A 23,833-nucleotide genomic window follows, 5' to 3' on the forward strand; every position below is an offset into this window, starting at 1 on the left:
CATGAGCGTCCGCCCTGCCCTGCCCCCCGACCGCGCCCGGCGCCGGCTGCTGGCCGCGGCCGCCGCGCTGCTGCCGCTGGCAGCGGGCGCGCAAGGGCTGGCGCCGCCGCGCGACACGCTGGTGAAGGCGGCCTTCCTGCACAAGTTCGCCAGCTTCGTGGAGTGGCCGCCCGGCGCCTTCCCCAAGGCGGATGCGCCGCTGCGCATCGGCATCCTGGGCGACGACCTGCTGTGGCGCGACCTCAACGAGCTCGCGCACGACCGCGACCGCGACGGCCACCCGGTGCAGGTGGCGCGGCTGGCGCCCGCGGATGCGCTCGCCGGCTTCCACATCCTGTACATCAAGGCGAGCTCGCCGGCGCGCATTGCCGACCTGCTGGCCGGCGTGCCGGAAGGCACCCTGACCATCGCCGATTCGGACGGCGCCCACCCGCGCGGCGCCGTCCTCAGCTTCTACCTGGAGGACGGCCGCGTGCGCTTCGGCGTCTCGCCGGACGCGGCCGCCAGGCAGAAGCTGCGCCTGAGCCCCAGGCTGCTGGCCATCGCGCGGATCGTGCAGTGAACGGCGGCCACGATCGCCGCCTGGTCCTGTGGCTGTCGCTGGCGCAGCTGGTGACCTGGGGCAGCGTCTTCTACACGTTCGCGCTGCTGCTCGGCCCGGTGGAACAGGAACTGGGGTTGACGCGCGCGCAGTCCTCGCTGGCCTTCAGCCTCGCACTCTTTGCCGAGGGCGTGCTGGCCTATCCCGTGGGACGCTGGATCGACCGCGGCCACGAGCGCGCGGTGATGACGGGCGGCTCGCTGCTGGTCGCCGCGGGCCTGGTGCTGCATTCGCAGGTGCACATGGCCGCGGGCTTCTACCTGGCGTGGCTGCTGCTTGGCGCCGCGCTGGCCGCGACGCTCTACACGCCGGTGTTCGCGGTGGTCACGCGCCGCTACCCGGACGACTTCCGCCGCGCGATCATCACGCTCACCTTTCTCGGCGGGCTCGCCAGCAGCGTGTTCATCCCGCTTTCGGCCTGGCTGATCGCCACGCTGGGCTGGCGCCACGCGCTGCTGGTGCTGGCGGCGCTGCACCTGCTGCTGAACGCGCCGCTGCACGCGTGGTGCCTGCGCGATGCGCCGCCGCCGCTGCCCGCGGCGCAGACGCGCGATTCGCCGACGCAGCTGCTGCGCAGCGCGCCCTTCCTGCTGATCACGTTCTTCACCATCGGCATGATGGCCATCACCGCCGCCATCCCGCCGCACCTGATCAGCCTGCTGCGCGAAGGCGGGCTGCCCGAAGGGTGGGTGATCGCGGTGCCTGCCGCCATCGGCGTGGTGCAGGTGCTGGGCCGGCTGCTGCTGTTCTTCTTCGAACACCGCTTCGACCTGCACGTGGCCAACCGCGTCATCCCCTTCCTGATCCCATTGGCACTGGCCGCACTGGTGGCGGGCGCCAGCCATCCGGCGGCGGCGCTGCTGTTCGTGCTGCTCTATGGCATGGGCAACGGCATGCTCACCATCGTCAAGGGCACGGCGATCGCGCAGTACGTGAGCCGCGAACACGTCGCCTCGCTCAATGGCGCCATGGGCATCCCGACTGCGGTGGCGCGTGCCATCTCGCCGGTGCTGCTGGGCGTGCTGTGGACGCGCGAGGCGGGCTACCGCTGGGGGCTGCTGCTGCTGCTGGCCGCGGGCGTGCTCTGCGCGCTGGCGCTGGTGGCCGCCCAGAGGCGCGCGCTGCTTCCGCGCTGAGCGGCCGGCACGCGTTCGTCCAGCGCCCGCGCGCAGGCGGCGCCGAACAGCAGCACCGAGGCGGAGAAGTAGATCCACATCAGCAGCACCACCAGCGAGCCGGCGGCGCCATAGGCCGACACCACCGCCGCCTTCGACAGGTAGGCTGTCAGCAACTGCCGGCCGATCGTGAACAGGATGGCGCCGATGCAGCCGCCGGCCACCAGGCAGCGCATGCGCGGCTGGGGGCCGCCGGACAAACGCATCAGGCCGGTGAAGAGCGCGGCGCAGATGATGAAGGCGACGGCCTCGTTCAGGATGCGCAGCAGCCACTCCAGCAGCGGCCGGTCGCCGGCCCAGCCCGAGAACATGGACAGCAAGGTGGAGACCACCAGCGAGATCAACAGCAGGAAGCCGAACACGAGGATGTAGCCCACGCCGCGCAGCCGCAGCGCGGCGGCGTAGCGGAAGCCGGCCGAGCGGGGCAGCGGCGCACGGCCTTCGGTCCAGACCTTCTCGAGCGCCTGCTGCAGTTCGTTGAAGACGCCGGTGGCGCCGGACAGCAGCACGACGAATCCGACGATGCTGGCGACCAGGCCTTGCGACCCCTGGGTCGAATTGCGCATGGCGTCGGCCAGCAGGCTGGCGCCGCGCTCGCCGATGATGCCGCCGATCTCGTGCACCAGCCCTTGCTCCAGGACCGCCCGGTCCATCCACCAACCGAGCAGCGCCACGATGGCCAGCAGCAGCGGCGCCAGGCTCAGGATGCCGTAGAAGGACATCGCCGCGCTCATGGTGGTGCCGCCGGCGCCGCTCCACAGCGAGCCGGCCCGGAAGAGCGGATCCAGGATGTGCGCCGGCCCCTGCAACCAGCGCGGAAGCTTGTCCTGCCAGGCCATGCGCGCAAGCATGCGCGCCGGCCGGGCTGAAGTCTGTCGGAAGAACCCCGATTACAGGGCAGTGACGTGGTCCTTGTGGACCTTGACGATCTCGCCGGTCTTCCAGCCGGGTTGCGCGGCCTGCTCGAAGCTGCGGACGGTGCCGTTCTTCATCTGCACCTTGGTCACCCAGACTTCCTTGCTGGTGACGTGCTTCTGCACTTCGTTGCCTGCGAAACCGCCCGCAACGGCGCCACCCACGGTGGCGAGCGTCTTGCCGGTGCCGCCGCCGAACTGGTTGCCGACCAGGCCGCCGACCACGGCGCCGCCCACGATGCCGACGGCGCCGCCTTCACCCTTGCGCTTTTCCTTGACGACGGCGGTCACGGCCGCGCAGTCGTCGCAGGAAGCGTGCAGCTTCTTGGCGATGCCGGGCGGCAGGCCGTGGGGGTTGCCTTCGGCCTGGGCGGCGAAGGCGGTGGCGGCCGTAGCGATGACCACGAGAGCGATTGCGAACTTGTTCATGGGGGGACTCCTTCTCCTTGTTTCCCTTCAACGGCTGAGGTTAGCCGCGCGGGGACCGCCCAAGCTCAACAATTCGTGTCATTCGTCACAGATTCGGCGCCAGCAGGCGCTCCAGCAGCGCGACATCCGCGCCGCGACGCCGCGCCTGGTCTTCCAGCTGGTCCTGGCCGATGCGGCCGACATTGAAGTAAGTGCTGGCGGGATGGGCCAGGTAGAAGCCGCTGACGCTGGCCGCCGGCGCCATCGCCATCGACTCGGTGAGCTCCATGCCGATCTCCTGCGGCTGCAGCAGGTCGAACATGTCGCGCTTGACGCTGTGGTCCGGGCAGGCCGGATAGCCGGGCGCCGGGCGGATGCCGCGGTACTTCTCCTTGATCAAGTCCTCGTTGGACAGGCCTTCGTCCGCCGCGTAGCCCCACAGGTCCTGCCGCACGCGTTCGTGCAGCGCCTCGGCCAGCGCTTCGGCCAGGCGGTCGGCCAAGGCCTTCAGCATGATCGCGGAGTAGTCGTCGTGGTCGTCCATGAAGTACTGCACCTTCTTGTCGACGCCCAGGCCCGCCGTCACGGCGAAGGCGCCGACATAGTCCGGCGCCACGCCCTTGGGCGCGACGAAATCGGCAAGGCAGCGGCTCGGACGCGTGACGCCATCGATCACCTGCTTCTCGGTCTGCTGGCGCAGGCCGTACCAGGTGAGCACCGGCTGCTCGCGCTTTTCGTCGGCATAAAGCTGGATGTCGTCGTCGTTGACCGTGTTGGCCGGCCAGAAGCCCATGACCGCATTCGCGCTGAGCCAGCGGCCCTCGATCAGGCGCTTCAACATGCGCTGGCCATCGGAGAACACGCGCACCGCTTCGGCGCCGACGATCTCGTCCTTCAGGATCGCCGGGAACGGCCCGGCCAGGTCCCAGGTCTGGAAGAACGGGCCCCAGTCGATGTAGCGCGCCAGCTCGCCCAGGTCGTAGTTCTTGAACACGCGCCGGCCGATGAACTTGGGCTTCGGCGGCGTGTACGCCTTCCAGGCAAGCGGCGTCCTGTTCTCGCGCGCCTTGGCCAGCGGCCACAGCGGCACCTGCTTCTTGTTGGCGTGCTGCAGCCGCACCTTGTCGTAATCGGCGTTGACCTCGGCGATGTACTTCGCCGCCTGCTCCGACAGCAGGCTCTGGGCCACGCTGACGCTGCGCGAGGCATCCGGCACGTAGACCACCGGGCCTTCGTAGTGCGGCGCGATCTTGACGGCCGTGTGCACGCGGCTGCACGTGGCGCCGCCGATCAGCAGCGGGATCTTCTTGATGCGGAAGTGCTCGTCCTTCTGCATTTCGCTGGCGACGTACTGCATCTCCTCCAGCGAAGGCGTGATCAGCCCCGACAGGCCGACGATGTCCGCGCCCTCGACCTTGGCCTTCGCCAGGATCTCGTGGCAGGGCACCATCACGCCCATGTTCACCACCTCGAAGTTGTTGCACTGGAGGACGACGGTGACGATGTTCTTGCCGATGTCGTGCACGTCGCCCTTGACCGTGGCGATGACGATCTTGCCCTTGGCGCGGACGTCCTCGCCAGCGGCTTCCTGCTGCTTCTTCTCTTCCTCGATATAGGGAATGAGGTGGGCCACGGCCTGCTTCATCACGCGCGCCGACTTCACCACCTGCGGCAGGAACATCTTGCCGGCGCCGAACAGGTCGCCGACGACGTTCATGCCGTCCATCAGCGGGCCTTCGATGACGTGCAGCGGCCGGCCGCCGCTTTTGGCGACGACCTTCTGGTACATCTCCTCGGTGTCGGCGACGATGTGGTCGGTGATGCCGTGCACCAGCGCATGCGCCAGGCGCTGTTCCACGGTGAGCGCGCGCCACTCGTTCTTCTTGGTATCGTCCTTGGCCGCGCCCTTGGCCTGTTCGGCGATTTCCACCAGGCGCTCGCCGGCATCGGGGCGGCGGTTCAGCACCACGTCCTCCACCCGCTCGCGCAGCTGCGGCTCGACCTCGTCGTACACGCCGACCATGCCGGCGTTGACGATGCCCATGTCCATGCCGGCCTTGATGGCGTGGAACAGGAAGACCGTGTGGATGGCTTCGCGCACCGGGTCGTTGCCGCGGAAGGAGAAGCTCACGTTGGAGACGCCGCCGCTGACCTTGGCGCCGGGCAGGTTCTCCTTGATCCACTTCGTCGCTTCGATGAAGTCGACCGCGTAGTTGTTGTGCTCCTCGATGCCCGTGGCGATGGCGAAGATGTTGGGGTCGAAGATGATGTCTTCCGGCGGGAAGCCGACTTCGTCCACCAGGATGCGATAGGCCCTCGCGCAGATCTCGGTCTTGCGCTGGTAGGTGTCGGCCTGGCCCTGCTCGTCGAAGGCCATCACCACGGCGGCGGCGCCATAGCGCTTGACCAGGGTGGCCTGGCGCTTGAACTGCTCCTCGCCTTCCTTCAGCGAGATCGAGTTGACGATCCCCTTGCCCTGCACGCAGCGGAGACCCGCCTCGATGACCTCCCACTTGGAGGAGTCGACCATCACCGGCACGCGGGCGATGTCGGGTTCGCTGGCGATCAGGTTCAGGAAGCGCACCATGGCGGCCTTGCTATCGAGCATGGCCTCGTCCATGTTGATGTCGATGACCTGAGCGCCGTTCTCGACCTGCTGGCGGGCGACCGCCAGGGCCTGTTCGAACTGGCCCGCCAGGATCATGCGGGCGAACGCCTTGGAGCCGGTGACGTTGGTGCGTTCGCCGATGTTGACGAACAGGCTGCCCGGGCCGATGGAGACAGGCTCCAGGCCGGAAAGCTTCATGGGGGCGGGAGGGGTCTGCTGCATGCGCTCACCGTTGGTTGACAAGGGTGAGCGCGGTTGGGGTCCATCTCAAGCCTGACGTCGGGGCCCACCCCATCCGCTGCAGCGCTCCTTGAGCAGGACCGGATTTTACGCGCTACGGCGCCAGCTTGTTCTTGTAGACCTTCCCGTCCTTCATGATCACCAGGAAGTTGCGCTCGGGGTCGGCCACCAGGTTGATGTCCTTCAGCGGGTCGCCGTCGACCAGCAGCAGGTCGGCCAGCGCCCCGTTCTGCACCACGCCGAGCTTGCCGGGATACGGGTTGCGCGGGCCCGACAGCGCGAGCATTTCGCCGGTATTGGCAGTGGCCTGGTTCAGGATCTCGACGTTGCTGAACCACTTGGCCAGCTTGGGCAGCTGCGCGCCCTGGCGCGTTGCCAGCTGGGCGTCGAACAGGATGTCGGTCCCGAAGACGGTCTTGATCTTGTACTTCTTGGCGAAGGTGTAGATGCGGTCCGTGCCTTCCAGCACCTGGCGCAAGCGCGCGTACTGGGGCGAACCCGGCGGCATGCGCGGGATGTCCTCGTCGTCCAGGAAGGGCTGGGTGCTGAGCCAGATGCCCTTCTGCGCCATCAGCTGCGCGGTCGGCTCGTCGATCAGGTGGGCATGCTCGATCACCTTGACGCCGGCGGCGATGGCGCGCTGGGCGGCGACCGACGTGTAGGCATGGACGGCGACGTAGGTGCCGTAGTTCTCCGCCGCTTCGACGGCGGCCCGCAGCTCGGGCTCGGTGAAGGTGGAGACGTCGATCGGGCTGTGCGGCGAGGCGACGCCGCCGCCGGCCATCAGCTTGATCTGCGAAGCGCCCTGGGCCAGCTGCTCGCGCGCGCGCAGGCGCACTTCGTCGGGGTTGTCGGCGATCATGGCGGCGCCGACCTGCTCGATGTGGCTCTGGCCGCTGCCGGTGCGCGGCAGCTCGGTCAGCGAGCGGAAGTCGCCGTGGCCGCCGGTGGTGGTGATCATCGCGCCCGAGGGGTAGATGCGCGGCCCCGGCAGGAGGCCCGCATCGATGGCCTGCTTCAGGCCGAAGGACGGGCCGCCCATGTCGCGCACGGTGGTGAAGCCGCGCATGAGCGTGGCCGTGGCCTCGGCGCCCGCCATCAGGGTGAAGTAGCCGAAGTCGCCGGTGATCATCTCCGCGGGCGTCGGCCGCACGAACATCGTGTGCCAGTGGGCATCGATGAGGCCGGGCATCAGGGTGCGGCCGCCGCCGTCGATGCGCGTGACCCGGCCCAGCCCCTCGGTCGGGATCGCGCCGGTGGAGATCGTGCGGATGACGTTGCCGACCACCAGCACGTTCGAGGGTGCCGACAGGGTAGGCGCCCCGGTGAACACGCGCACGTTGGTGAAGAGCACCCCACTCTCGCCGGGTGGGGCCGCCGGCGCCGCGGCTTGCTGCGCGTGGATCCAGCCAGTCGCCAGGACCGCGACCAGCGCCGTCAGCAGCAGCAGCCAGCGCTGCCAGACGGTGCGGGAAAAAGTGTTCATCTGAATTTCCCCTGAGCGGTCGGGGAGCATCGCGCCGCCGCTCGGGCCCAGCCATTGGACCTTGGTACCTATGTCCAGGCCGCCCTATCCGGCCCGCACGGCGCGACATTTGTTGCGCGCTCCGGCTTGACCACGGGGCCTTAAGTGCCTCTTAAGTTCCTTCCGCGACACTCGCCACCGAGCACAGCGCAGGAGGCGCAAGCAATGAACACCGTCCGCGACCGCATCCCGGTGTCGCAGCTGCAGGACGCACCGGATCCGTCCGACCGCAGCGGCCCGATGTCCCTCTCCCTCATCATTCCCTGCCGCAACGAGGCGCGCAACCTGGCCGTGCTGCTGCCGCAGCTGTGCCAGTGGCTGCCGCGCCTGGCGGCGCGCTGGGAAGTGGTGCTCGTCGACGACGGCAGCACCGACGACACCAGCAAGGTGATGGCCGAGTGGGCGCGCCTGCCAGGCTTCCGCGCGCTGCAGCTGTCGCGCAATTTCGGCAAGGAAGCGGCGCTGACGGCCGGCCTGGAAGCCGCCGCCGGCGACGTCGTCGTGATGATGGACGCCGACCTCCAGCATCCGCCCGCGCTGGTGGAGGAGATGATCGCCCGCTGGCGCGAAGGCGCCGACGTGGTCTACGCCATCCGCGAAAGCCGCGAGGACGAGCCGGCCTTCAAGCGCATCGGCACGCGCATGTTCTACAAGCTGCTGAACCAGTTCCACCGCTTCGAGGTGCCGGAAGGCGCGGGCGACTTCCGCCTGCTCGATCGCCAGGCCGTCAACGCGCTGCTGGCGCTGCCGGAGCGCAACCGCTTCATGAAGGGCCTGTACGCCTGGATCGGCTTCAAGGCCGTGCCCCTGCCCTACATGCCGGCGCCGCGCGCCCACGGCCGCACGCACTTCAGCAAGCGCAGCCTGTTCCGCCTGTCCATCGACGGCCTGACGGCCTTCGCCAACTGGCCGCTGCGCATCGTCGGGGCGCTGGGCGTGCTGCTCGCGCTGGCGTCCTTTGCCTACGGCGGCTACCTCACCTTCCTGTACATGCTGTACGGGCACAACATCTCGGGCTGGACCACGATCGTGGTGGCGCTGATGCTGTTCTCCGGCGTGCAGATGATCTTCCTCGGGATCATCGGCGAGTACATCGCCCGCATCTTCGAGGAAGTGAAAGGCCGCCCGCTTTACCTGGTGCGGCGTGAACTCGGACAGGGCCTGGCGGCACAGACACGGTGAAGAAATTCCTGCAAGTTTCCTGGGCGCCGCTGGCGCTCGCCATCGCCTGGCTGGCGTTCACCATCTGGGCGCGGCCGCTGGCCGTGCCGGACGAAGGCCGCTACGTCGGCGTGGCCTGGCACATGCTCACCAGCGGCAACTGGCTGGTGCCCGAGCTCGATGGCCTGCCCTACTTCCACAAGCCGCCGCTGTTCTACTGGATCACGGCCGGCGCGCTGGGCCTGTTCGGCCCGCATGAATGGGCGGCGCGGCTGGCGCCGCTGGCAGGCGCAACGCTCGGCGCGGTGTCGCTGTTCCTGTTCGCGCGCCGCTGGTTCGGCGAGCGCGAGGCCCGGCTGGCATTGCTGGCGCTGGTGACGCAGCCGCTGTTCTTCCTGGGCGGCCAGTACGCCAACCTGGACATGCTGGTGGCCGGCTGCATCACCGCCACCGTGCTGGCTGTCGCACACGCGGCGCTGGTGCAGGAGCAAGGGCAGCGCGCGTCCGGCGCGCTGGCGGCCGGTTACCTGTTCGCTGCGCTGGGCGTCCTGGCCAAAGGCCTCATCGGCCTGGTGCTGCCCGGGCTGGTGATCGTGGCGTGGCTGCTGCTGCGCCGGCAATGGCGCGTGTTGCTGAAGCTGTTCTGGCTGCCGGGCATCGTGCTGTTCCTCGTGGTGGCCGGGCCCTGGTTCATCGCCATGCAGCAGCGCTTCCCGGAGTTCAACCACTACTTCTTCGTGGTGCAGCACTTCTCGCGCTTCGCCACCGCCGGCTTCAACAACAAGCAGCCCTGGTTCTTCTACGTCGTGGTGCTGGGCGTGCTGGCGCTGCCCTGGTCGGCCTGGATGCTGGCCGGCCTGCGGCGCGGCATGCTGGCCGAACCGGGCCGCGGCGCGCTGCGCCTGCTGCTGTGGGTGTGGCTGCTGGCGATCCTCGGCTTCTTCTCGCTGCCGGCCTCCAAGCTGGTGGGCTACATCTTCCCCGCCACCGTGCCGCTGGCCCTGCTGGCCGCGGACAGCTTCGTGCGCCGCGCCGGCAGTGCACGCGCCAACATGCTGTGGCGCGCCGGCGCCGCCGTGGCGGTGGTGGTGTGCGTGGCGGCGGTGGTGGGCGTGACGGTGGTCGCGCCCGGCTCCAACCTGGCGCTGGCCCGGGCCCTGCGCTCGCAGCTGCAGCCCGGCGACCAGGTGGTGTTCCTGCATGGCGCCTACTTCGACATGCCGTTCAACACGCGTCTCCGGGCGCCGGTGATGGTGGTGGACGACTGGGACGATCCCTCCGTCTACCAGCGCGACAACTGGCGCAAGGAGCTGGCGGACGCCGGCCACTTCGCGCCGGACGAGGCCCGGCGCCTGCTGCGCAAGCCGGCGGAAGTGCCGCAGATCCTGTGCGGGCCCGCCGTCACCTGGGTGGTGGGCAGCGTCGATGAGGCTTCGCGCTACGAGGCGCTGCGCGGCTCGCAGCAGGTGGCCACGGCCAAGAAGACGGCGCTATGGCGCGTCAAGCCGGGGACTTGCGCCGGAAAGCCCAGCGCGAACTCAGCAGATAAGTCATGATCGCCACGCCGACGAGGACCAGCGCCAGCAGCACGTCGTAGCGCACCGCGACGAAGTGCAGCAGGATCGCATAGCTGGACTCGTTGGCGAGGAAGCCGAGCAGCGAGATCAGGAAGAAGCGCGGCAGGGCATGCAGCACCGGCGTGCCATGGCCGCGGAAGGTCAGCAGCGACTGCCCGCAGAACGACACGATGAAAGCAACGAGCCACCCGCCCACATTGGCCACCAGCGGCGCCCAGCCCAGGCGCTCGACGAGCAGCACCACCATGCCGAAGTGCACGGCAGCCGCGGTGCAGCCGACGAACACGAACCAGGCGAGCCGAATGACGGTGGCTTTCATGCGGTGCGGAGGCTGAAGCGATGCGCGTGCTGGAACGCCGCATCGCGGTCTGCGTGGACGACTACGGCCTGGACGCCGGGGTCGACGAGGCGGTGCTGCGGCTCGCCGTGGCGGGACGCATCAGCGCCACCAGCTGCATGACCGGGGCGCCGCACTGGCAGGAGGGCGCGGCGCTGCTGCGCGAAGTGGCGCCTACGCGCTTCGACGCCGGCCTCCACCTGGACCTGACCGAACACCCCTTCGACGCGCGCCTGCGCAAGCCGCTGGAGCAGTGGATTGCCCGCAGCTACCTGGGCCTGGTCCCGCGCGCCGCGCTGCGCGCCGAGATCGAACGCCAGCTCGACGCCTTCGAGCAGGCGCTGGGCCGGGCGCCCGCCCACGTGGACGGCCACCAGCACGTCCACCAGCTGCCCTGGATACGCGGCACGCTGCTGGCGGTGCTGGAGGCGCGCTACCGCGGCGGCAGCCGGCCCTGGCTGCGCAGCACGCGCCGCACGGCGGGCGAGCCGGCCCGCAAGGCCTGGCTGATCGAGACGCTGGGCGGCCGCGCCTGGGCGCGGGCAGCCGCCGACAAGGGCTACAGGGTGAACAGGCATCTGCTGGGGGTGTATGACTTCCGCGGTGGGGCGGACCGCTATCTTGCCCTGTTGGCGGACTGGCTCGCCGCCAGCACCGACGGCGACCTGCTGATGTGCCATCCGGCGCTGGGTACACCGGTGACCGACCCGATCGCGCCGGCGCGGCGCAACGAGTACGAGGTGCTGGCCGGCCCGGAGTTCGCCGAGCTGCTGGCGCGGCTCGGCCTGCGGGTGGTGCCCTTCAGCCGGATGCCGGCCTAAGCCGCGTCCTTGTAGAAGAACTCCCGCTTCACCGTGCGCGTGGGCAGCGGCTGCACCGCCTGCACGATGGCGCCGATGTGCTCCGGCGTCGTGCCGCAGCAGCCGCCGATGATGTTGACCAGCCCCTCGGCGGCGAACTCGCGCAGCAGGCGCGAGGTGTCTTCCGGCGTCTCGTCGAAGCCGGTCTCGCTCATGGGGTTGGGCAGCCCCGCGTTGGGGTAGCAGCTGATGAAGGTCTCGGGGGCGATCCGGTTCAGCTCCTGGATGTAGGGCCGCATCAGCGCGGCACCCAGGGCGCAGTTCAGGCCGATGGCCAGCGGCTGCGCGTGCCGCACGCTGTACCAGAAGGCGCTGACGGTCTGGCCGCTGAGGATGCGGCCGGAGGCATCGGTGACGGTGCCGCTGATGATCACCGGCAGCCGCTCGCCGGTCTCGGCGAACACTTCCTCGATCGCAAACAGCGCCGCCTTGGCGTTGAGCGTGTCGAAGATGGTCTCCACCAGCAGCAGGTCGGCCCCGCCTTCCATCAGGCCTTCGACCTGCTCGTGGTAAGCCGCGCGCAGCTGCTCGAAATCGACGTTGCGCGCGCCGGGGTCGTTGACGTCCGGGCTGATGCTGGCCGTGCGCGGGGTCGGGCCCAGGGCGCCGGCCACGAAGCGCGGCTTGTCGGGCGTGGAGAACTTGTCGGCGGCCTGGCGCGCCAGCTTCGCCGCAGCGACGTTCATCTCGCGCGCCAGGTGGCCCAGGCCGTAGTCGTCCTGGGCGACCGAGTTGGCGCCGAAGGTGTTGGTCTCGATCATGTCGGCGCCGGACGCGAGGTAGCCCTCGTGGATGTCGCGGATCACGTCCGGGCGGGTCAGCACCAGCAGGTCGCTGTTGTTCTTCAGGTCTTTGGGGTGGTCCTTGAGGCGTTCGCCGCGGAAGTCCGCCTCGGTGAGCTTGAAGCGCTGGATCATGGTGCCCATGGCCCCGTCCAGGATGACGATGCGCTTTTCGAGCAGGCCCGGGAGGGCCTGGCCACGGGTATAGATCACAGGTTTCATGGTCGGCCAATTCTAAGAACAAAGCGTTGAGCCCTCAGGCTCACCGACAATTCAGGCTTGTCCATCCCGCTCACCATCCTCAAGGACGTCTTCGGCTACACCGCCTTCCGCGGGGCCCAGGCGCAGATCGTCGACCACGTCGTCGCCGGCGGCGACGCCCTGGTGCTCATGCCCACCGGCGGCGGCAAATCGCTGTGCTACCAGGTGCCGGCCCTGGCGCGGCAGCAGGCCGGCCAGGGTGTCAGCATCGTGGTGTCGCCCCTCATCGCGCTGATGCACGACCAGGTGGGGGCGCTGCACGAGGTGGGCGTGAAGGCCGCCTTCCTCAATTCCACGCTGAGCGGCGAGGAGGCCAACGCGGTCGAAAGGCAGCTGCTGCGCGGCGAACTGACGCTGCTGTACGCCGCGCCCGAACGGGTGGCCACGCCGCGCTTCCTGTCGCTGCTGGACGGCCTGTACCAGAAGCGCCAGCTGGCCCTGTTCGCCATCGACGAGGCGCATTGCGTCAGCCAGTGGGGCCACGATTTCCGGCCGGAGTACCGGGCGCTGGCCGTCTTCCACGAGCGCTATCCCGGCGTGCCGCGCATCGCGCTGACGGCCACGGCGGACGACACCACCCGCGCCGACATCGTGCAGCACCTGCAGCTGGACGAGGCGCAGCAGTTCGTCAGCAGCTTCGACCGCCCCAACATCCGCTACTCCATCGCGGAGAAGAAGGACGCCACCCAGCAGCTGCTGCGCTTCATCGAGCGCGAGCACGCCGGCGAAGCGGGCATCGTCTACTGCCAGTCGCGCAAGCGGGTGGAGGAGATCGCCGAGCTGCTGTGCCGGGAAGGCATGGACGCCTTGCCCTATCACGCGGGCCTCGACTCCGAGGTGCGGCAAAAGCACCAGGACCGCTTCCTGCGCGACGAGGGCGTGGTGATGACGGCCACCATCGCCTTCGGCATGGGCATCGACAAGCCGGACGTGCGCTTCGTCGCCCACCTGGACCTGCCGAAGAACATCGAGGGCTACTACCAGGAAACGGGCCGCGCCGGCCGCGACGGCCTGCCGTCCGACGCCTGGATGGCCTACGGCCTGCAGGACGTCGTCAACCAGCGCCGCATGATCGACGAGAGCCCCGCGGCGGAGGAATTCAAGCAGGTGCTGCGCGGCAAGCTCGATGCATTGCTGGCGCTGGCCGAGGCCACCGATTGCCGGCGGGTCCGCCTGCTGTCCTATTTCGGCGAGGCGTCCGAGCCCTGCGGCAACTGCGACAACTGCCTGAACCCGCCCGACATGTGGGACGGCACGGAAGCGGCGCGCATGCTGCTGTCCACCGTCTACCGCGTGCAGCAGGCCAGCGGCATCAGCTTCGGCGCCGGCCACGTCATGGACATCCTGCGCGGCAAGGAGACCGAGAAGGTGACCCAGCGCGGGCACCAGAAGCTGTCCACCTTCGGCATCGGCGCGGCCTTCAGCGAGCAGCAGCTGCGCGGCGTGCTGCGGCAGCTCATAGCCACCGGCACGCTGGCGGTGGACGCGTCCGCCTTCAACACGCTGCACCTCACGGCGGAATCCCGCTCGGTGCTGAAGGGCGAGCGCCAGGTGCTGCTGCGCGAGTCGATCAACCAGCCGGCGTCCCGCTCGCGCAGCCGGGGCGGCAAGACGCCCGCCGCGGTGGCCGTGGCGGCCGGCCTCAGCGGCCCGGGCCAGCAGCGCTTCACGGCGCTGAAGACGTGGCGCGCGGAAGTGGCGAAGGCGCACAACCTGCCGGCGTACATCATCTTCCCGGACGCCACGCTGGCGGCGATCGCGGCGCTGAATCCAGGTTCGCTGGACGACCTGATGGAAGTGAGCGGGATCGGGGCGAAAAAGCTGGACAGCTATGGGACGCAGGTGCTGGACGTGCTGCAGGCGCTGGCCTGAGTTGTCATTGCACGAACCCGATGCTGCGCGCCTCGCGCACTTCGGGCTTGATGCGGTGCTCGGACTCCAGCTGCTCCATGAATTCCTCGGGCGTGAAGGCCGTCGCCAGGATCTCCACCTGCCGCTTCACCGCCGCGAAGTCGCCGGGCGCCAGCTGGTCCAGCCTGGCCAGGCGCGCGGACAGCGCGGGTAGCAGCAGCGACGCATCGCCGCCCATCGCCTCGGTGACGAACATCTTCTCGCGCTGGACCGCCGTCAGTGCCTTGAACTTGATCTTGAAGGCGAAGCGCCGCAGCGCGGCCTGGTCGATGCGGTCCATCAGGTTGGTGGTGCAGACGAAGATGCCGGCGAAGCGCTCCATGCCCTGCAGCATCTCGTTGACCTCGGTCACCTCGTAGGTGCGCTGGGCGCCGCGCCGGTCCTGCAGGAAGGAATCCGCTTCGTCCAGCAGCAGCACGGCCTGCTCGCTCTCGGCTTCGCGGAACATGGCGGCCATGTTCTGTTCGGTCTCGCCGACGAACTTGCTCATGAGGTCGCTGGCCTGCTTCACCAGCAGCGGCTTGTCGAGCGCGCGGGCGATGTGTTCGGCCAGCGCCGTCTTGCCGGTGCCGGGCGCGCCATAGAAGCACAAGGTGCCGTGGCCGCGCGCCTTCAGCGCCTCGACGATGCGCGGCACCTCGAAGCGCGACTCCACGTTCAGCATCGCGAGGTCATAGGTCGTGACGCAGCGGCGCGTGCCGCTTTCGCCGCTGCGGTTGCCCAGGGCCTGATCGGCGTTGCGCAGTTGCCGATCGATCAAGGCCTCCGCCGTCGCGCCTTGCTCGCCCGCCAGGCCGGCGAAGCGCACCGCCGTGCGGATCTGCGCCGGCGTCAGGCCCTTGCGCTCTGTGAGCCGCGCGACGAAGGCTTCCGACACCTGCACGCCATCCAGCGTCTTGCGCACCAGGCCTTCGCGCGCGCCGGGCGGCGGCGACTTCAGCTCCAGGTGGTAGGCGAAGCGGCGCCGGAAGGCGGGGTCGATCTGCTCGATGCGGTTGGTGACCCAGATGGTCGGCACCGGGTTCGACTCCAGGATCTGGTTGACCCAGGCCTTGCCGCTCACGCTGCCCGAAGGCGGCGCCACCACCTGTTCGGCGCGCGCCATCATCTGCGCCGCCTCGTTGGAGATCGGCGGGAAGACATCCTCGACTTCGTCGAACAGCAGCGCGGCCTGCGCGCTGCCTTTCAGGAACACCTGCGCGATCTGCAGCGAGCGGTAGCGGTCGCGGCCGCTCAGGGAGTTGCCATCGCGGTCCGCGTATTCCACCTCGAACAGCTCCAGCCCCGCGGCCTGCGCCACCACCTTGGCCAGCTCGGTCTTGCCGGTGCCGGGCGGGCCATACAGCAGCACGTTGACGCCCGGCTCCTTGCGCGCCACGGCGTTGCGCAGCAGCGAGCGCAGCATGCGGCCGTCTTCGTCCACGAAGGAGAAGTCGGACAGCGTCAGCTCGCTCTTGGCCGAAGGCCGCGTGAACACCGCCATCAGTTCGCTCTGGTCGCGGTATTCGCGCATCAGCACCGGCGGCAGCTTTTCGCTGACCTTCATCAGGTCCGCGAGGTCGGTGATGTTGTGTTCGGAGATCAGGTTCTCGACGAGGCCGATGCGCTCCAGGCGCGAGCCGGCGCGCAACGCTTCGCCCACTTCGGCGGCGTTGACGCCGGCGACCTCCGCGATGGCCGCATAAGCCTCAGGCGCGTTGTTCACCTTGAATTCGACCAGCAGGCTGCGCAGGTCGCGCTGGTAGCGCGCCAGGGTTCCATAGAGCAGCAGCGCGCGCTCCGCCTTGTTCAACTGCAGCAGGTTGGCCAGCGCGTCGATGTTCTTCTCCACCAGGGTGGAGTGCTTCTTGAGCGCGTGCGTCAGCCACTCGCCGGTGACGGTGAGCACCGACAGCAGGTCCTTGGGCTGGTCCTTGGCGTATTCGTCCAGGTAGAAGAACAGCGTGCCTTCTTCGTAAGGCCCGCGCCAGACGCCGTGCCGGTCCAGGAATTCGCGGATGGCCAGCGACTCGTGGCCCCGCCAGAACTCGTTGTCCCTGCAACGCCGGCCGAGGAATTCGCGCAGGCGCTCCAGCGAAGGCGCCGGCCACACCAGGTGGCGGCCGGCCAGCGACAGCAGGCCATTGAGGTCGCGGCGCACATTGAACTTGGCGCCCTGCTTGGCGGCGAGCGTCAGCACGAAGTGCGAGCACATCAGGTCCAGCACCGGCGCGTCCTTGAGACCCGGTGAGGGCAGCAGCTGCACATCGAGCGAACGCTTGGCCAATGAACCTCCCTCCGGGTGGTGGCGCAACGATAACGCGGGTCGATGCTACATGGAAGACGCCGCCGGTGGGCGCCGCACGGCGGGCCGGGCCTCCGTGCAGAATGGGGACATGCTGGGACTTCCGGAAATCCGCCAAGCCGCCGTCCGCCTCCAAGGGCAGGTGCTGAACACCCCCTGCGTGGAATCGAAGACGCTGTCGGAAATCGCCGGCTGCCAGGTGTTCCTGAAGTTCGAGAACCTGCAGTTCACCGCCTCCTTCAAGGAGCGGGGCGCCTGCAACAAGCTGGCCCAGCTCAGCGATGAGGAAAGGCGGCGGGGCGTCATCGCCATGAGCGCCGGCAACCATGCCCAGGGCGTGGCTTACCACGCACAGCGGCTCGGGCTGCGGGCCGTGATCGTGATGCCGCGCTTCACCCCGGGCGTGAAGGTGGAACGCACCCGCAGCTTCGGCGCGGAGGTCGTGCTGCACGGCGACACGCTGGAGGAAGCCAGCACCCATGCGCGGACGCTCGCGCAGGAGCAGGACCTCACCTTCGTGCACCCTTACGACGACGCGGACATCATCGCCGGCCAGGGCACGGTAGGCATCGAAATGATGGAGGCCGTGCCGCAGCTGGACATGCTGGTGGTGGCGGTCGGCGGCGGCGGCCTGATCGCCGGCGTCGCCGCAGCGGCCAAGGCGTTGAAGCCATCGATCCAGGTGGTCGGCGTGCAGGCACTGCGCTTTCCCAACATGTTCAACGCCGTCAAGCACTCCATGCTGCCGCAGGGTGCCTCGACCATTGCCGAGGGCATTGCCGTCGGTCGGCCGGGCACCCTGACGCACCAACTGGTGGAGCGCTACGTCGATGACCTGGTGCTGGTCGACGAGGGAGACCTCGAGGCCGCCATCGTGACCTTGCTGGACATCGAGAAGACGCTGGTCGAAGGCGCCGGCGCGGCACCGCTGGCCGCGCTGATGAAGGAGCCGGCGCGCTTTGCCGGCCGGAAGGTCGGGCTGGTGCTCGGCGGCGGCAACATCGACCCCATGCTCCTCGCGGCCATCATCCAGCGCGGCCTGGTGCGCGCCGGGCGGTTGACGCGCGTGCGCGTGTGCGCGCGCGACGTGCCCGGCTCGCTCGCGCGCATCACGGCGGTGGTCGGCGAGGCCGGCGCCAACATCGACGAAGTGCATCACCAGCGCGCCTTCACCGCGCTGGCGGCGCAGAACGTGGAGATCGAGTTCGTGCTGCAGACCCGCGGCCGCTCGCACATCGAGGCGGTGCTGCAGGCCCTGCGCGCCGCCGGCTTCGAGGCGGAGGAACAGCGATGACGGTGGATACGCACACGCTCGATGCGGCGCTGGCCGAGTACTTCGCGCCCTGGGTGCAGGCGCTCGGCCTGAAGGCAGAGAACGTGGACGCGGACAGCGTCACCTTGCGGCTGCCGCAGAACGCGCAGCTGGCGCGCCACGGCGGCATGCTGTGCGGCCAGGCCATGATGGCCGCGGCCGATACGGCGATGGTGATGGCCCTCATCGCGCAGTCCGGCGCCTTCCGGCCCTGCACCACCGTGCAGATGAACACCAGCTTCCTCAAGCCGCTGTCCGGCCAGGATGCGCTGGTGCAGGCGCGGGTGCTGCGCAGCGGCAAGACCCTGGCCTTCGGCGAAATCGACATCCGCGGCGCCGAGGACGGCAAGAGCGTCTGCCGCGCCAGCACCACTTACGCACTGCTGTGACGGAATTCACATGGCCGCTTGCTAAAATAAGTTCCAACCCAAGAACAGAGGTGACCATGTCCAGCAGCCCCCATGAGCCGCACAACGAGTTCGAGCCGCAAGACGCCGTGGAAGCGGTGGTGCCCGTGATCCCGATCGTGCTGCCGCTGGTCGGCGGCGTGCTGATGTTCCTGCTGGCGTTCATCGCCATCTACATGGCCTGACGCGCAAAGCGCTTCCAGAGTTACCCGGATGCCCCCGGTGCCGCCAGGCCCGGGGGCATCGCCTTTTTCGGCTCGGCCAGGGTGTATGCATAAGGTCATGCTTCTTTTGCATGGAATCGCCTTGGCCCAGCAGGTGTCCTTCCTAAAATAAGCGTTCCAGCCAAGCCTGCTTTCAAAAGGGCGCCCCGTGCCACGGCTCCCTTTTGAAAACACGTTTTCAAACTAGGAGCTTTTTGCCCATGAACTCTCCCGTCATGCAGGGCCTGAACGTGAAGGCGCCCGCCTTCGTCAAGAACGCCAAGCTGATCGCCTGGGTGGCCGACATGGTCGCCCTGTGCAAGCCGGACCAGGTGTACTGGTGCGACGGCAGCCAGGAGGAATACGACCGCCTGTGCCAGCAGCTGGTCGACGCCGGCACCTTCAAGAAGCTGAACGCCGCCAAGCGCCCCGGCTCCTACCTGGCCTGGTCGGACCCGACCGACGTCGCCCGCGTGGAAGACCGCACCTTCATCTGCTCGCAGAAGAAGGAAGACGCCGGCCCGACCAACAACTGGATGGCGCCCAATGAAATGCGCGCCACCCTGCAGCCCCTGTTCGACGGCTGCATGAAGGGCCGCACGATGTACGTCGTGCCCTTCTCCATGGGCCCGCTCGGCTCGCCCATCGCCCACATCGGCATCGAGCTGTCCGACAGCCCGTACGTCGCCGTGAACATGCGCATCATGACCCGCATGGGCAAGGCCGTGTACGACGTGCTGGGCGTGGACGGCGAGTTCGTGCCCTGCGTGCACACCGTCGGCGCGCCGCTGCAGGCTGGCCAGAAGGACGTGTCCTGGCCCTGCAACAAGACCAAGTACATCGTGCACTACCCCGAGACGCGCGAGATCTGGTCCTATGGCTCCGGCTACGGCGGCAACGCCCTCCTGGGCAAGAAGTGCTTCGCGCTGCGCATCGCCTCCACCATGGGCCGCGACCAGGGCTGGCTGGCCGAGCACATGCTGATCCTGGGCGTGACCAAGCCGGACGGCAAGAAGTACCACGTCGCCGCGGCCTTTCCGTCCGCCTGCGGCAAGACCAACTTCGCCATGCTGATCCCGCCCCAGGGCTTCCAGGGCTGGAAGGTCACGACCATCGGTGACGACATCGCCTGGATCAAGCCGGGCGCCGACGGCCGCCTGTACGCCATCAACCCGGAAGCGGGCTACTTCGGCGTCGCCCCCGGCACCAACACGCTGACCAACCCCAACTGCATGGCCAGCCTGGACAAGAACGTCATCTTCACGAACGTGGCGCTGACGGACGACGGCGACGTGTGGTGGGAAGGCATGGGCGACGCGCCCGCGCACCTGGTCGACTGGCAGGGCAAGGACTGGACGCCGCAGATCGCCAAGGAAACCGGCGCCAAGGCCGCCCACCCGAACGCGCGGTTCACCGTGTCCGCCATCAACAACCCCGCGCTGGACGACGCCTGGGACGACCCGAAGGGCGTGGCGATCGACGCCTTCATCTTCGGCGGCCGCCGCTCGACGACCGTGCCGCTGGTGACCGAGGCGCAGGACTGGGTGGAAGGCGTGTACATGGCTGCCACCATGGGCTCCGAGACCACCGCCGCGGCCGCCGGCCAGCAAGGCGTGGTGCGCCGTGACCCGTTCGCCATGCTGCCCTTCACCGGCTACAACATGAGCGACTACTTCCAGCACTGGCTGAACCTGGGCGCCAAGCTGCAGGCGTCCGGCGCCAAGCTGCCGAAGATCTACACGACCAACTGGTTCCGCAAGGGCGACGACGGCAAGTTCGTGTGGCCCGGCTACGGCGAGAACATGCGCGTCCTGAAGTGGATGATCGACCGCATCGAAGGCTCGGCCCAGGGCGAGAAGCACGTCTTCGGTGTCAGCCCGAGCTATGGCGAGCTGAACTGGGAAGGCCTGAACTTCAGCAAGGAGCAGTTCGCCAAGGTGATCGGCATCGACCTCGCCGACTTCCGCAAGGAACTGGACCTGCACCAGGAGCTGTTCCAGCAGCTGGCGCACAACCTGCCGAAGGAACTGACGGCGCACAAGGCGCAGATCGAGAAGCGCCTGGCGGCCTGATCCCCGCAGCACTTGAAAAAGGCCACCGCAGGTGGCCTTTTTTCTTTCAATGCCGCGCGTGCGCCGCGGCCCCCTCCAGGCCGTTCATGCCCGGCATGCCGATGTCCAGCAGCAGCGGTTTGCAATGGCCGCGCGGAACTTCAGCGAGGGATCTGGCTCATGCATGGGCAGCGAAACCAGCCGTCGCTCAGCGCGGATGCAAGCAGGTGTAGCCGCCGCGGACCACGCGCGACGCTGATCCGCCACAATGTTCCCTCTGCCCATGAACGCCATGCCCACCAAGAGTTTCTTCCTCGCCCCGCTCGTCGTCGCCATCGCAGCGGGCACCCTGCTTCCCAGCGCGGCGTCCTTCGCCGCCCCGCACCACCCGGCCAAGGCCGCCCACAAGAAGGCCGCGGCCGAAGCGCCCGCGGCGCCGTCCGCCCCCGGACAGACCGCCGTGGCCGGCGGCGCGCCCTCGCTGCCCGCCAAGGCCTGGCTGCTGATGGATTTCGACTCCGGCCAGGTGCTCGCCTCGGCCAACGCCGACGAGCCGCTGCCGCCGGCCTCGCTGACCAAGATGATGACCAGCTTCCTGGTCGAACAGGCGCTGCGCTCGGGCAAGCTCAAGAAGGACGACCTGGTCACCGTCAGCCAGAACGCCTGGTGCCGCGGCTCCAGCACCGAGTCGTGCATGTACCTGCCGCTGAACGGCCAGGCGACGGTGATCGACCTGCTGCGCGGCATCATCATCCAGTCGGGCAACGACGCGTCCAAGGCGATCGCCGAGCACATGGCCGGCTCCGAAGAGGGCTTCGCCAAGCTGATGAACGCCGAGGCCCAGCGCCTGGGCATGACGCACACGCACTTCGTCAACGCCACCGGCCTGCCCGACCCCGAGCACAAGTCCTCGGCGCGAGACCTCGCCATCCTGGCCCGCGCGATCATCAAGGACAGCGCCGACTACTACCCGATCTACGCGGAACGCGAGTTCAAGTACAACGGCATCAAGCAGGGCAACCGCAACGCGCTGCTCTATACCGACCCCACGGTCGATGGCCTGAAGACCGGCCACACCGAAGCGGCGGGCTACTGCCTGGTCACTTCGTCCAAGCGCAACGGGATGCGCCTGATCACGGTCATCCTGAACACCAACAGCGCCCAGGCGCGTGCCGATGAAACCCGCACGCTGCTCGGCTGGGGTTACAGCAACTTCGAGAAGGCGACCCCCATCCAGCCGAACACGGTGGTGGGGACGGCCAAGGTCAGCTTCGGCAAGGCCGACACCGTGGCCGCGGGCCTGGGCTCGCCCTGGTCCCTGACCGTGCCGCGCGGCCAGCAGGTGCAGACCGCGGTGCAGCTCAATCCTGCGCTGGAAGCGCCGGTCGCCAAGGGCGCCGTGGTCGGCAAGGTGGTGGCAACCTCCAACGGCAAGCCGGTGGGCGAAGCGCCGCTGGTGGCGCAGGCCGACGTGGAACGCGCGGGCTTCATGCTGCGCGCCTGGCAGCACGTGGCCAAGCTGTTCGGCAAGTAAAAACAAAAAGGCCCCAGTCCAGGACTGGGGCCTTCGGCGAAACTTTTCAGGACGGACTCAGGAGGCCTGCCCGCTGGAGCGCCGGCGCAGCCAGGCTTCCTGGCGCTGCAGCTGCCTTTGCACGGCGCGGCGGTGCGACCAGGCATCGAGCCGGCGCAGCAGCGGCGGCGGGATCAGCCGGAACAGCGGGCCGACCCAGGTCGCCGGTGCAAGCAGGCTCACAGTCGCCTCGCTTCAGTAGAAGTTGCGCAGGTCGCGCTCGGCGGACTGGCTCATCGCGCGGCTCAGGTCGGCCATCACGCGGGCGTCCTGCAGGGCGACGGACCAGAGGCGCTCGTCTTCACGGCGCTGCTTGTGGGCAGCGGCTTGGGCTTCCAGCACGGCGCCGATCTTGGCGACGGCGCGGGTGACGGGCTGGCCAACCAGGGCCAGGGCGCCGACGATGATGTTGGCCACCAGGTTGCCGGCGGCTTGGGCGCCAGCCGTCTTGCGGATCATGCGCTCGACGCCGACGCTGGATTGTTCGATTTGGATGAAACCTGCCATGACTCTTCCCCTTTTGACTACGCTTGTGGCGGAATTGCCGGGTGCGTGGGATGAATACTAGGGTCTACCCTGATATTTAGCTACTTTAGATTAGTGATACGTATCATTCACTAATCGTATGTCTGTAACACCCAACTTCCGCACCCTCGACCTGAACCTGCTGCGGGTCTTCGACCAGGTGATGGCCGAGCGCAACCTGACCCGCGCCGCCCGCAACCTGGCCATGACCCAGCCGGCGGTCAGCAACGCCCTGAACCGGCTGCGCGAGGGCCTGGGCGACCGCCTGGTCACCCGCAGCGGCTACGGCGTCGAGCCCACTCCGCGGGCGCTGGCGCTGTGGCCCGCCATCGCGGACGCCTTGCGGCAACTGGAAAGCGCCATCACGCCGGGCGATTTCCAGGCCTCGACGGCCACCAACACCTTCACCCTTGCCATGGCCGACGCTACAGCGGCGATGCTGATGCCGGGCCTGGTGGAGATCCTGGAACGCGACGCCCCGGGCGTCTCGATGCGGACGGTGCCGCTCACCACGCGCGACCCGCGGCGGCTGCTGGACGAAGGCCAGATCGACGTCGCCGTGGGCTTCTTCCCCGCGGTGCTGGCCGACCTCACTGCGCAGGCGCAAGCCGGCAGCATCCCCGCCTTCGATCACCAGCGCCTGTATGAGGGCGAGTACGTCTGCGTGATGCGCAAGGACCACCCGCTGGCGAGCGGGCCGATGACCTTGAAGCGCTATCTGTCCGCGCGCCACATGCTGGTGAGCTTTTCGGGACGCCCCTTCGGGTTCATGGACGAGGCACTCGCGTCACTGAACGAGACGCGGCGGGTCGTGCTGACGGTCAACCAGTTCTTCACGGCCGGCCGGGTGGTGGTGAACTCCGACCTGCTCACCGTGCTGCCGCGGCACTTCGTGGAGGCCACGGGCCGCGCCGATCAGTTCGCGCTGCGCGAACTGCCTTTCGAAGTGGCGCCGGTGCACGTCGACGCGCTGTGGATCCGCCGCATGGGCCAGCGCAGCGACCACGCCTGGCTGCGGGTGGCGCTGGACGCGGCGGCGAAGGAGGCGTTCTCCTAGGGCGCGGGACATGGACGGCGGCACGGGGCTTGCGTACGCTGGTCCGCAGGAGGCCCTACGC

The 23,833-nt window shown here is 68.6% G+C and carries 21 protein-coding genes and 1 riboswitch; of the genes, 12 read left to right on the forward strand and 9 right to left on the reverse strand.

What is annotated here, in order from left to right; translation table 11 throughout:
• The first annotated feature begins 1 nt into the window (after window position 1).
• A complete protein-coding gene (locus tag HHL11_RS01470; protein ID WP_169416611.1) occupies window positions 2-562 on the forward strand; it encodes a TOL_0243 family YfiR-like periplasmic protein in 561 nt (186 codons plus the stop codon).
• Window positions 559-1,737 carry an MFS transporter gene (locus tag HHL11_RS01475; protein WP_169416612.1) on the forward strand — a complete coding sequence of 393 codons (1,179 nt, stop codon included), beginning with the start codon at window positions 559-561 and terminating at the stop codon, window positions 1,735-1,737. Before HHL11_RS01470 ends, HHL11_RS01475 begins: the two co-directional genes overlap by 4 nt.
• Here the strand turns inward: HHL11_RS01475 and HHL11_RS01480 are convergent.
• From HHL11_RS01480 to HHL11_RS01495, 4 genes are all read right to left on the reverse strand, one after another.
• Entirely contained in the window at window positions 1,644-2,615 is a 972-nt protein-coding gene (locus HHL11_RS01480) for a YihY/virulence factor BrkB family protein (RefSeq protein ID WP_169416613.1), read from the reverse strand. The genes HHL11_RS01475 and HHL11_RS01480 overlap by 94 nt on opposite strands.
• A gap of 51 nt (window positions 2,616-2,666) precedes the next feature.
• The gene (locus HHL11_RS34580) at window positions 2,667-3,119 is read right to left on the reverse strand and encodes a glycine zipper 2TM domain-containing protein (protein ID WP_169416614.1); all 453 of its coding nucleotides are present in this window, start codon (window positions 3,117-3,119) and stop codon (window positions 2,667-2,669) included.
• Between the two features lie 85 nt (window positions 3,120-3,204).
• Window positions 3,205-5,904, reverse strand: a complete 2,700-nt coding sequence (gene metH, locus HHL11_RS01490) for a methionine synthase (RefSeq protein WP_240980126.1) — start codon at window positions 5,902-5,904, stop codon at window positions 3,205-3,207.
• 42 nt (window positions 5,905-5,946) lie between these two features.
• Window positions 5,947-6,024, reverse strand: a riboswitch (S-adenosyl-L-homocysteine riboswitch).
• Between the two features lie 16 nt (window positions 6,025-6,040).
• Window positions 6,041-7,432 carry a metal-dependent hydrolase family protein gene (locus HHL11_RS01495; protein WP_169416616.1) on the reverse strand — a complete coding sequence of 464 codons (1,392 nt, stop codon included), beginning with the start codon at window positions 7,430-7,432 and terminating at the stop codon, window positions 6,041-6,043.
• Window positions 7,433-7,636: 204 nt separating this feature from the next.
• On the opposite strand from HHL11_RS01495, the gene HHL11_RS01500 reads away from it, so the two are divergent.
• Both HHL11_RS01500 and HHL11_RS01505 read left to right on the forward strand, forming a co-directional pair.
• On the forward strand, window positions 7,637-8,653 hold the full coding sequence (locus HHL11_RS01500; protein ID WP_169416617.1) for a glycosyltransferase: 1,017 nt from the start codon (window positions 7,637-7,639) through the stop codon (window positions 8,651-8,653).
• Window positions 8,650-10,188, forward strand: a complete 1,539-nt coding sequence (locus tag HHL11_RS01505) for a glycosyltransferase family 39 protein (protein WP_169416618.1) — start codon at window positions 8,650-8,652, stop codon at window positions 10,186-10,188. The genes HHL11_RS01500 and HHL11_RS01505 overlap by 4 nt, the downstream gene beginning before the upstream one ends.
• Here HHL11_RS01505 and HHL11_RS01510 read toward each other — a convergent pair.
• Window positions 10,133-10,528, reverse strand: coding sequence for a GtrA family protein (locus HHL11_RS01510; RefSeq protein WP_169416619.1), 396 nt, complete (start codon window positions 10,526-10,528; stop codon window positions 10,133-10,135). The genes HHL11_RS01505 and HHL11_RS01510 overlap by 56 nt on opposite strands.
• Before the next feature lie 20 nt (window positions 10,529-10,548).
• On the opposite strand from HHL11_RS01510, the gene HHL11_RS01515 reads away from it, so the two are divergent.
• The gene (locus HHL11_RS01515; protein ID WP_169416620.1) at window positions 10,549-11,367 is read left to right on the forward strand and encodes a ChbG/HpnK family deacetylase; all 819 of its coding nucleotides are present in this window, start codon (window positions 10,549-10,551) and stop codon (window positions 11,365-11,367) included.
• On the opposite strand, the gene HHL11_RS01520 is transcribed toward HHL11_RS01515, so the two are convergent.
• Entirely contained in the window at window positions 11,364-12,410 is a 1,047-nt protein-coding gene (locus HHL11_RS01520) for a homocysteine S-methyltransferase family protein (RefSeq protein ID WP_169416621.1), read from the reverse strand. The two genes, HHL11_RS01515 and HHL11_RS01520, sit on opposite strands and share 4 nt — an antisense overlap.
• A gap of 57 nt (window positions 12,411-12,467) precedes the next feature.
• On the opposite strand from HHL11_RS01520, the gene recQ reads away from it, so the two are divergent.
• Entirely contained in the window at window positions 12,468-14,321 is a 1,854-nt protein-coding gene (gene recQ, locus HHL11_RS01525; RefSeq protein WP_169416622.1) for a DNA helicase RecQ, read from the forward strand.
• A gap of 4 nt (window positions 14,322-14,325) precedes the next feature.
• Here recQ and HHL11_RS01530 read toward each other — a convergent pair whose 3' ends face one another.
• Window positions 14,326-16,626 carry an ATP-binding protein gene (locus tag HHL11_RS01530; protein WP_205964193.1) on the reverse strand — a complete coding sequence of 767 codons (2,301 nt, stop codon included), beginning with the start codon at window positions 16,624-16,626 and terminating at the stop codon, window positions 14,326-14,328.
• A gap of 109 nt (window positions 16,627-16,735) precedes the next feature.
• Between HHL11_RS01530 and HHL11_RS01535 the strand changes: the two genes are divergently transcribed.
• From HHL11_RS01535 to HHL11_RS01555, 5 genes are all read left to right on the forward strand, one after another.
• Window positions 16,736-17,938 (forward strand): threonine ammonia-lyase, encoded by a 1,203-nt coding sequence (locus HHL11_RS01535; RefSeq protein WP_169416623.1) that lies wholly within the window; start codon window positions 16,736-16,738, stop codon window positions 17,936-17,938.
• The gene (locus HHL11_RS01540) at window positions 17,935-18,345 is read left to right on the forward strand and encodes a PaaI family thioesterase (protein ID WP_169416624.1); all 411 of its coding nucleotides are present in this window, start codon (window positions 17,935-17,937) and stop codon (window positions 18,343-18,345) included. Before HHL11_RS01535 ends, HHL11_RS01540 begins: the two co-directional genes overlap by 4 nt.
• Window positions 18,346-18,401: 56 nt before the next feature.
• A complete protein-coding gene (locus HHL11_RS01545) occupies window positions 18,402-18,548 on the forward strand; it encodes a hypothetical protein (RefSeq protein WP_169416625.1) in 147 nt (48 codons plus the stop codon).
• 239 nt (window positions 18,549-18,787) lie between these two features.
• Window positions 18,788-20,638, forward strand: a complete 1,851-nt coding sequence (locus tag HHL11_RS01550; RefSeq protein ID WP_169416626.1) for a phosphoenolpyruvate carboxykinase (GTP) — start codon at window positions 18,788-18,790, stop codon at window positions 20,636-20,638.
• A 262-nt stretch (window positions 20,639-20,900) separates the two neighbouring features.
• On the forward strand, window positions 20,901-22,151 hold the full coding sequence (locus HHL11_RS01555; RefSeq protein WP_240979981.1) for a D-alanyl-D-alanine carboxypeptidase family protein: 1,251 nt from the start codon (window positions 20,901-20,903) through the stop codon (window positions 22,149-22,151).
• Window positions 22,152-22,208: 57 nt separating this feature from the next.
• Here HHL11_RS01555 and HHL11_RS01560 read toward each other — a convergent pair whose 3' ends face one another.
• Both HHL11_RS01560 and HHL11_RS01565 read right to left on the reverse strand, forming a co-directional pair.
• On the reverse strand, window positions 22,209-22,373 hold the full coding sequence (locus HHL11_RS01560) for a hypothetical protein (protein ID WP_169416627.1): 165 nt from the start codon (window positions 22,371-22,373) through the stop codon (window positions 22,209-22,211).
• A 12-nt stretch (window positions 22,374-22,385) separates the two neighbouring features.
• Entirely contained in the window at window positions 22,386-22,697 is a 312-nt protein-coding gene (locus HHL11_RS01565; RefSeq protein WP_169416628.1) for a hypothetical protein, read from the reverse strand.
• A gap of 118 nt (window positions 22,698-22,815) precedes the next feature.
• Between HHL11_RS01565 and HHL11_RS01570 the strand changes: the two genes are divergently transcribed.
• Window positions 22,816-23,772 (forward strand): LysR family transcriptional regulator, encoded by a 957-nt coding sequence (locus HHL11_RS01570; protein ID WP_169416629.1) that lies wholly within the window; start codon window positions 22,816-22,818, stop codon window positions 23,770-23,772.
• The last annotated feature ends 61 nt before the right edge of the window (window positions 23,773-23,833 follow it).

Source organism: Ramlibacter agri (assembly GCF_012927085.1).
Classification (GTDB): domain Bacteria; phylum Pseudomonadota; class Gammaproteobacteria; order Burkholderiales; family Burkholderiaceae_C; genus Ramlibacter; species Ramlibacter agri.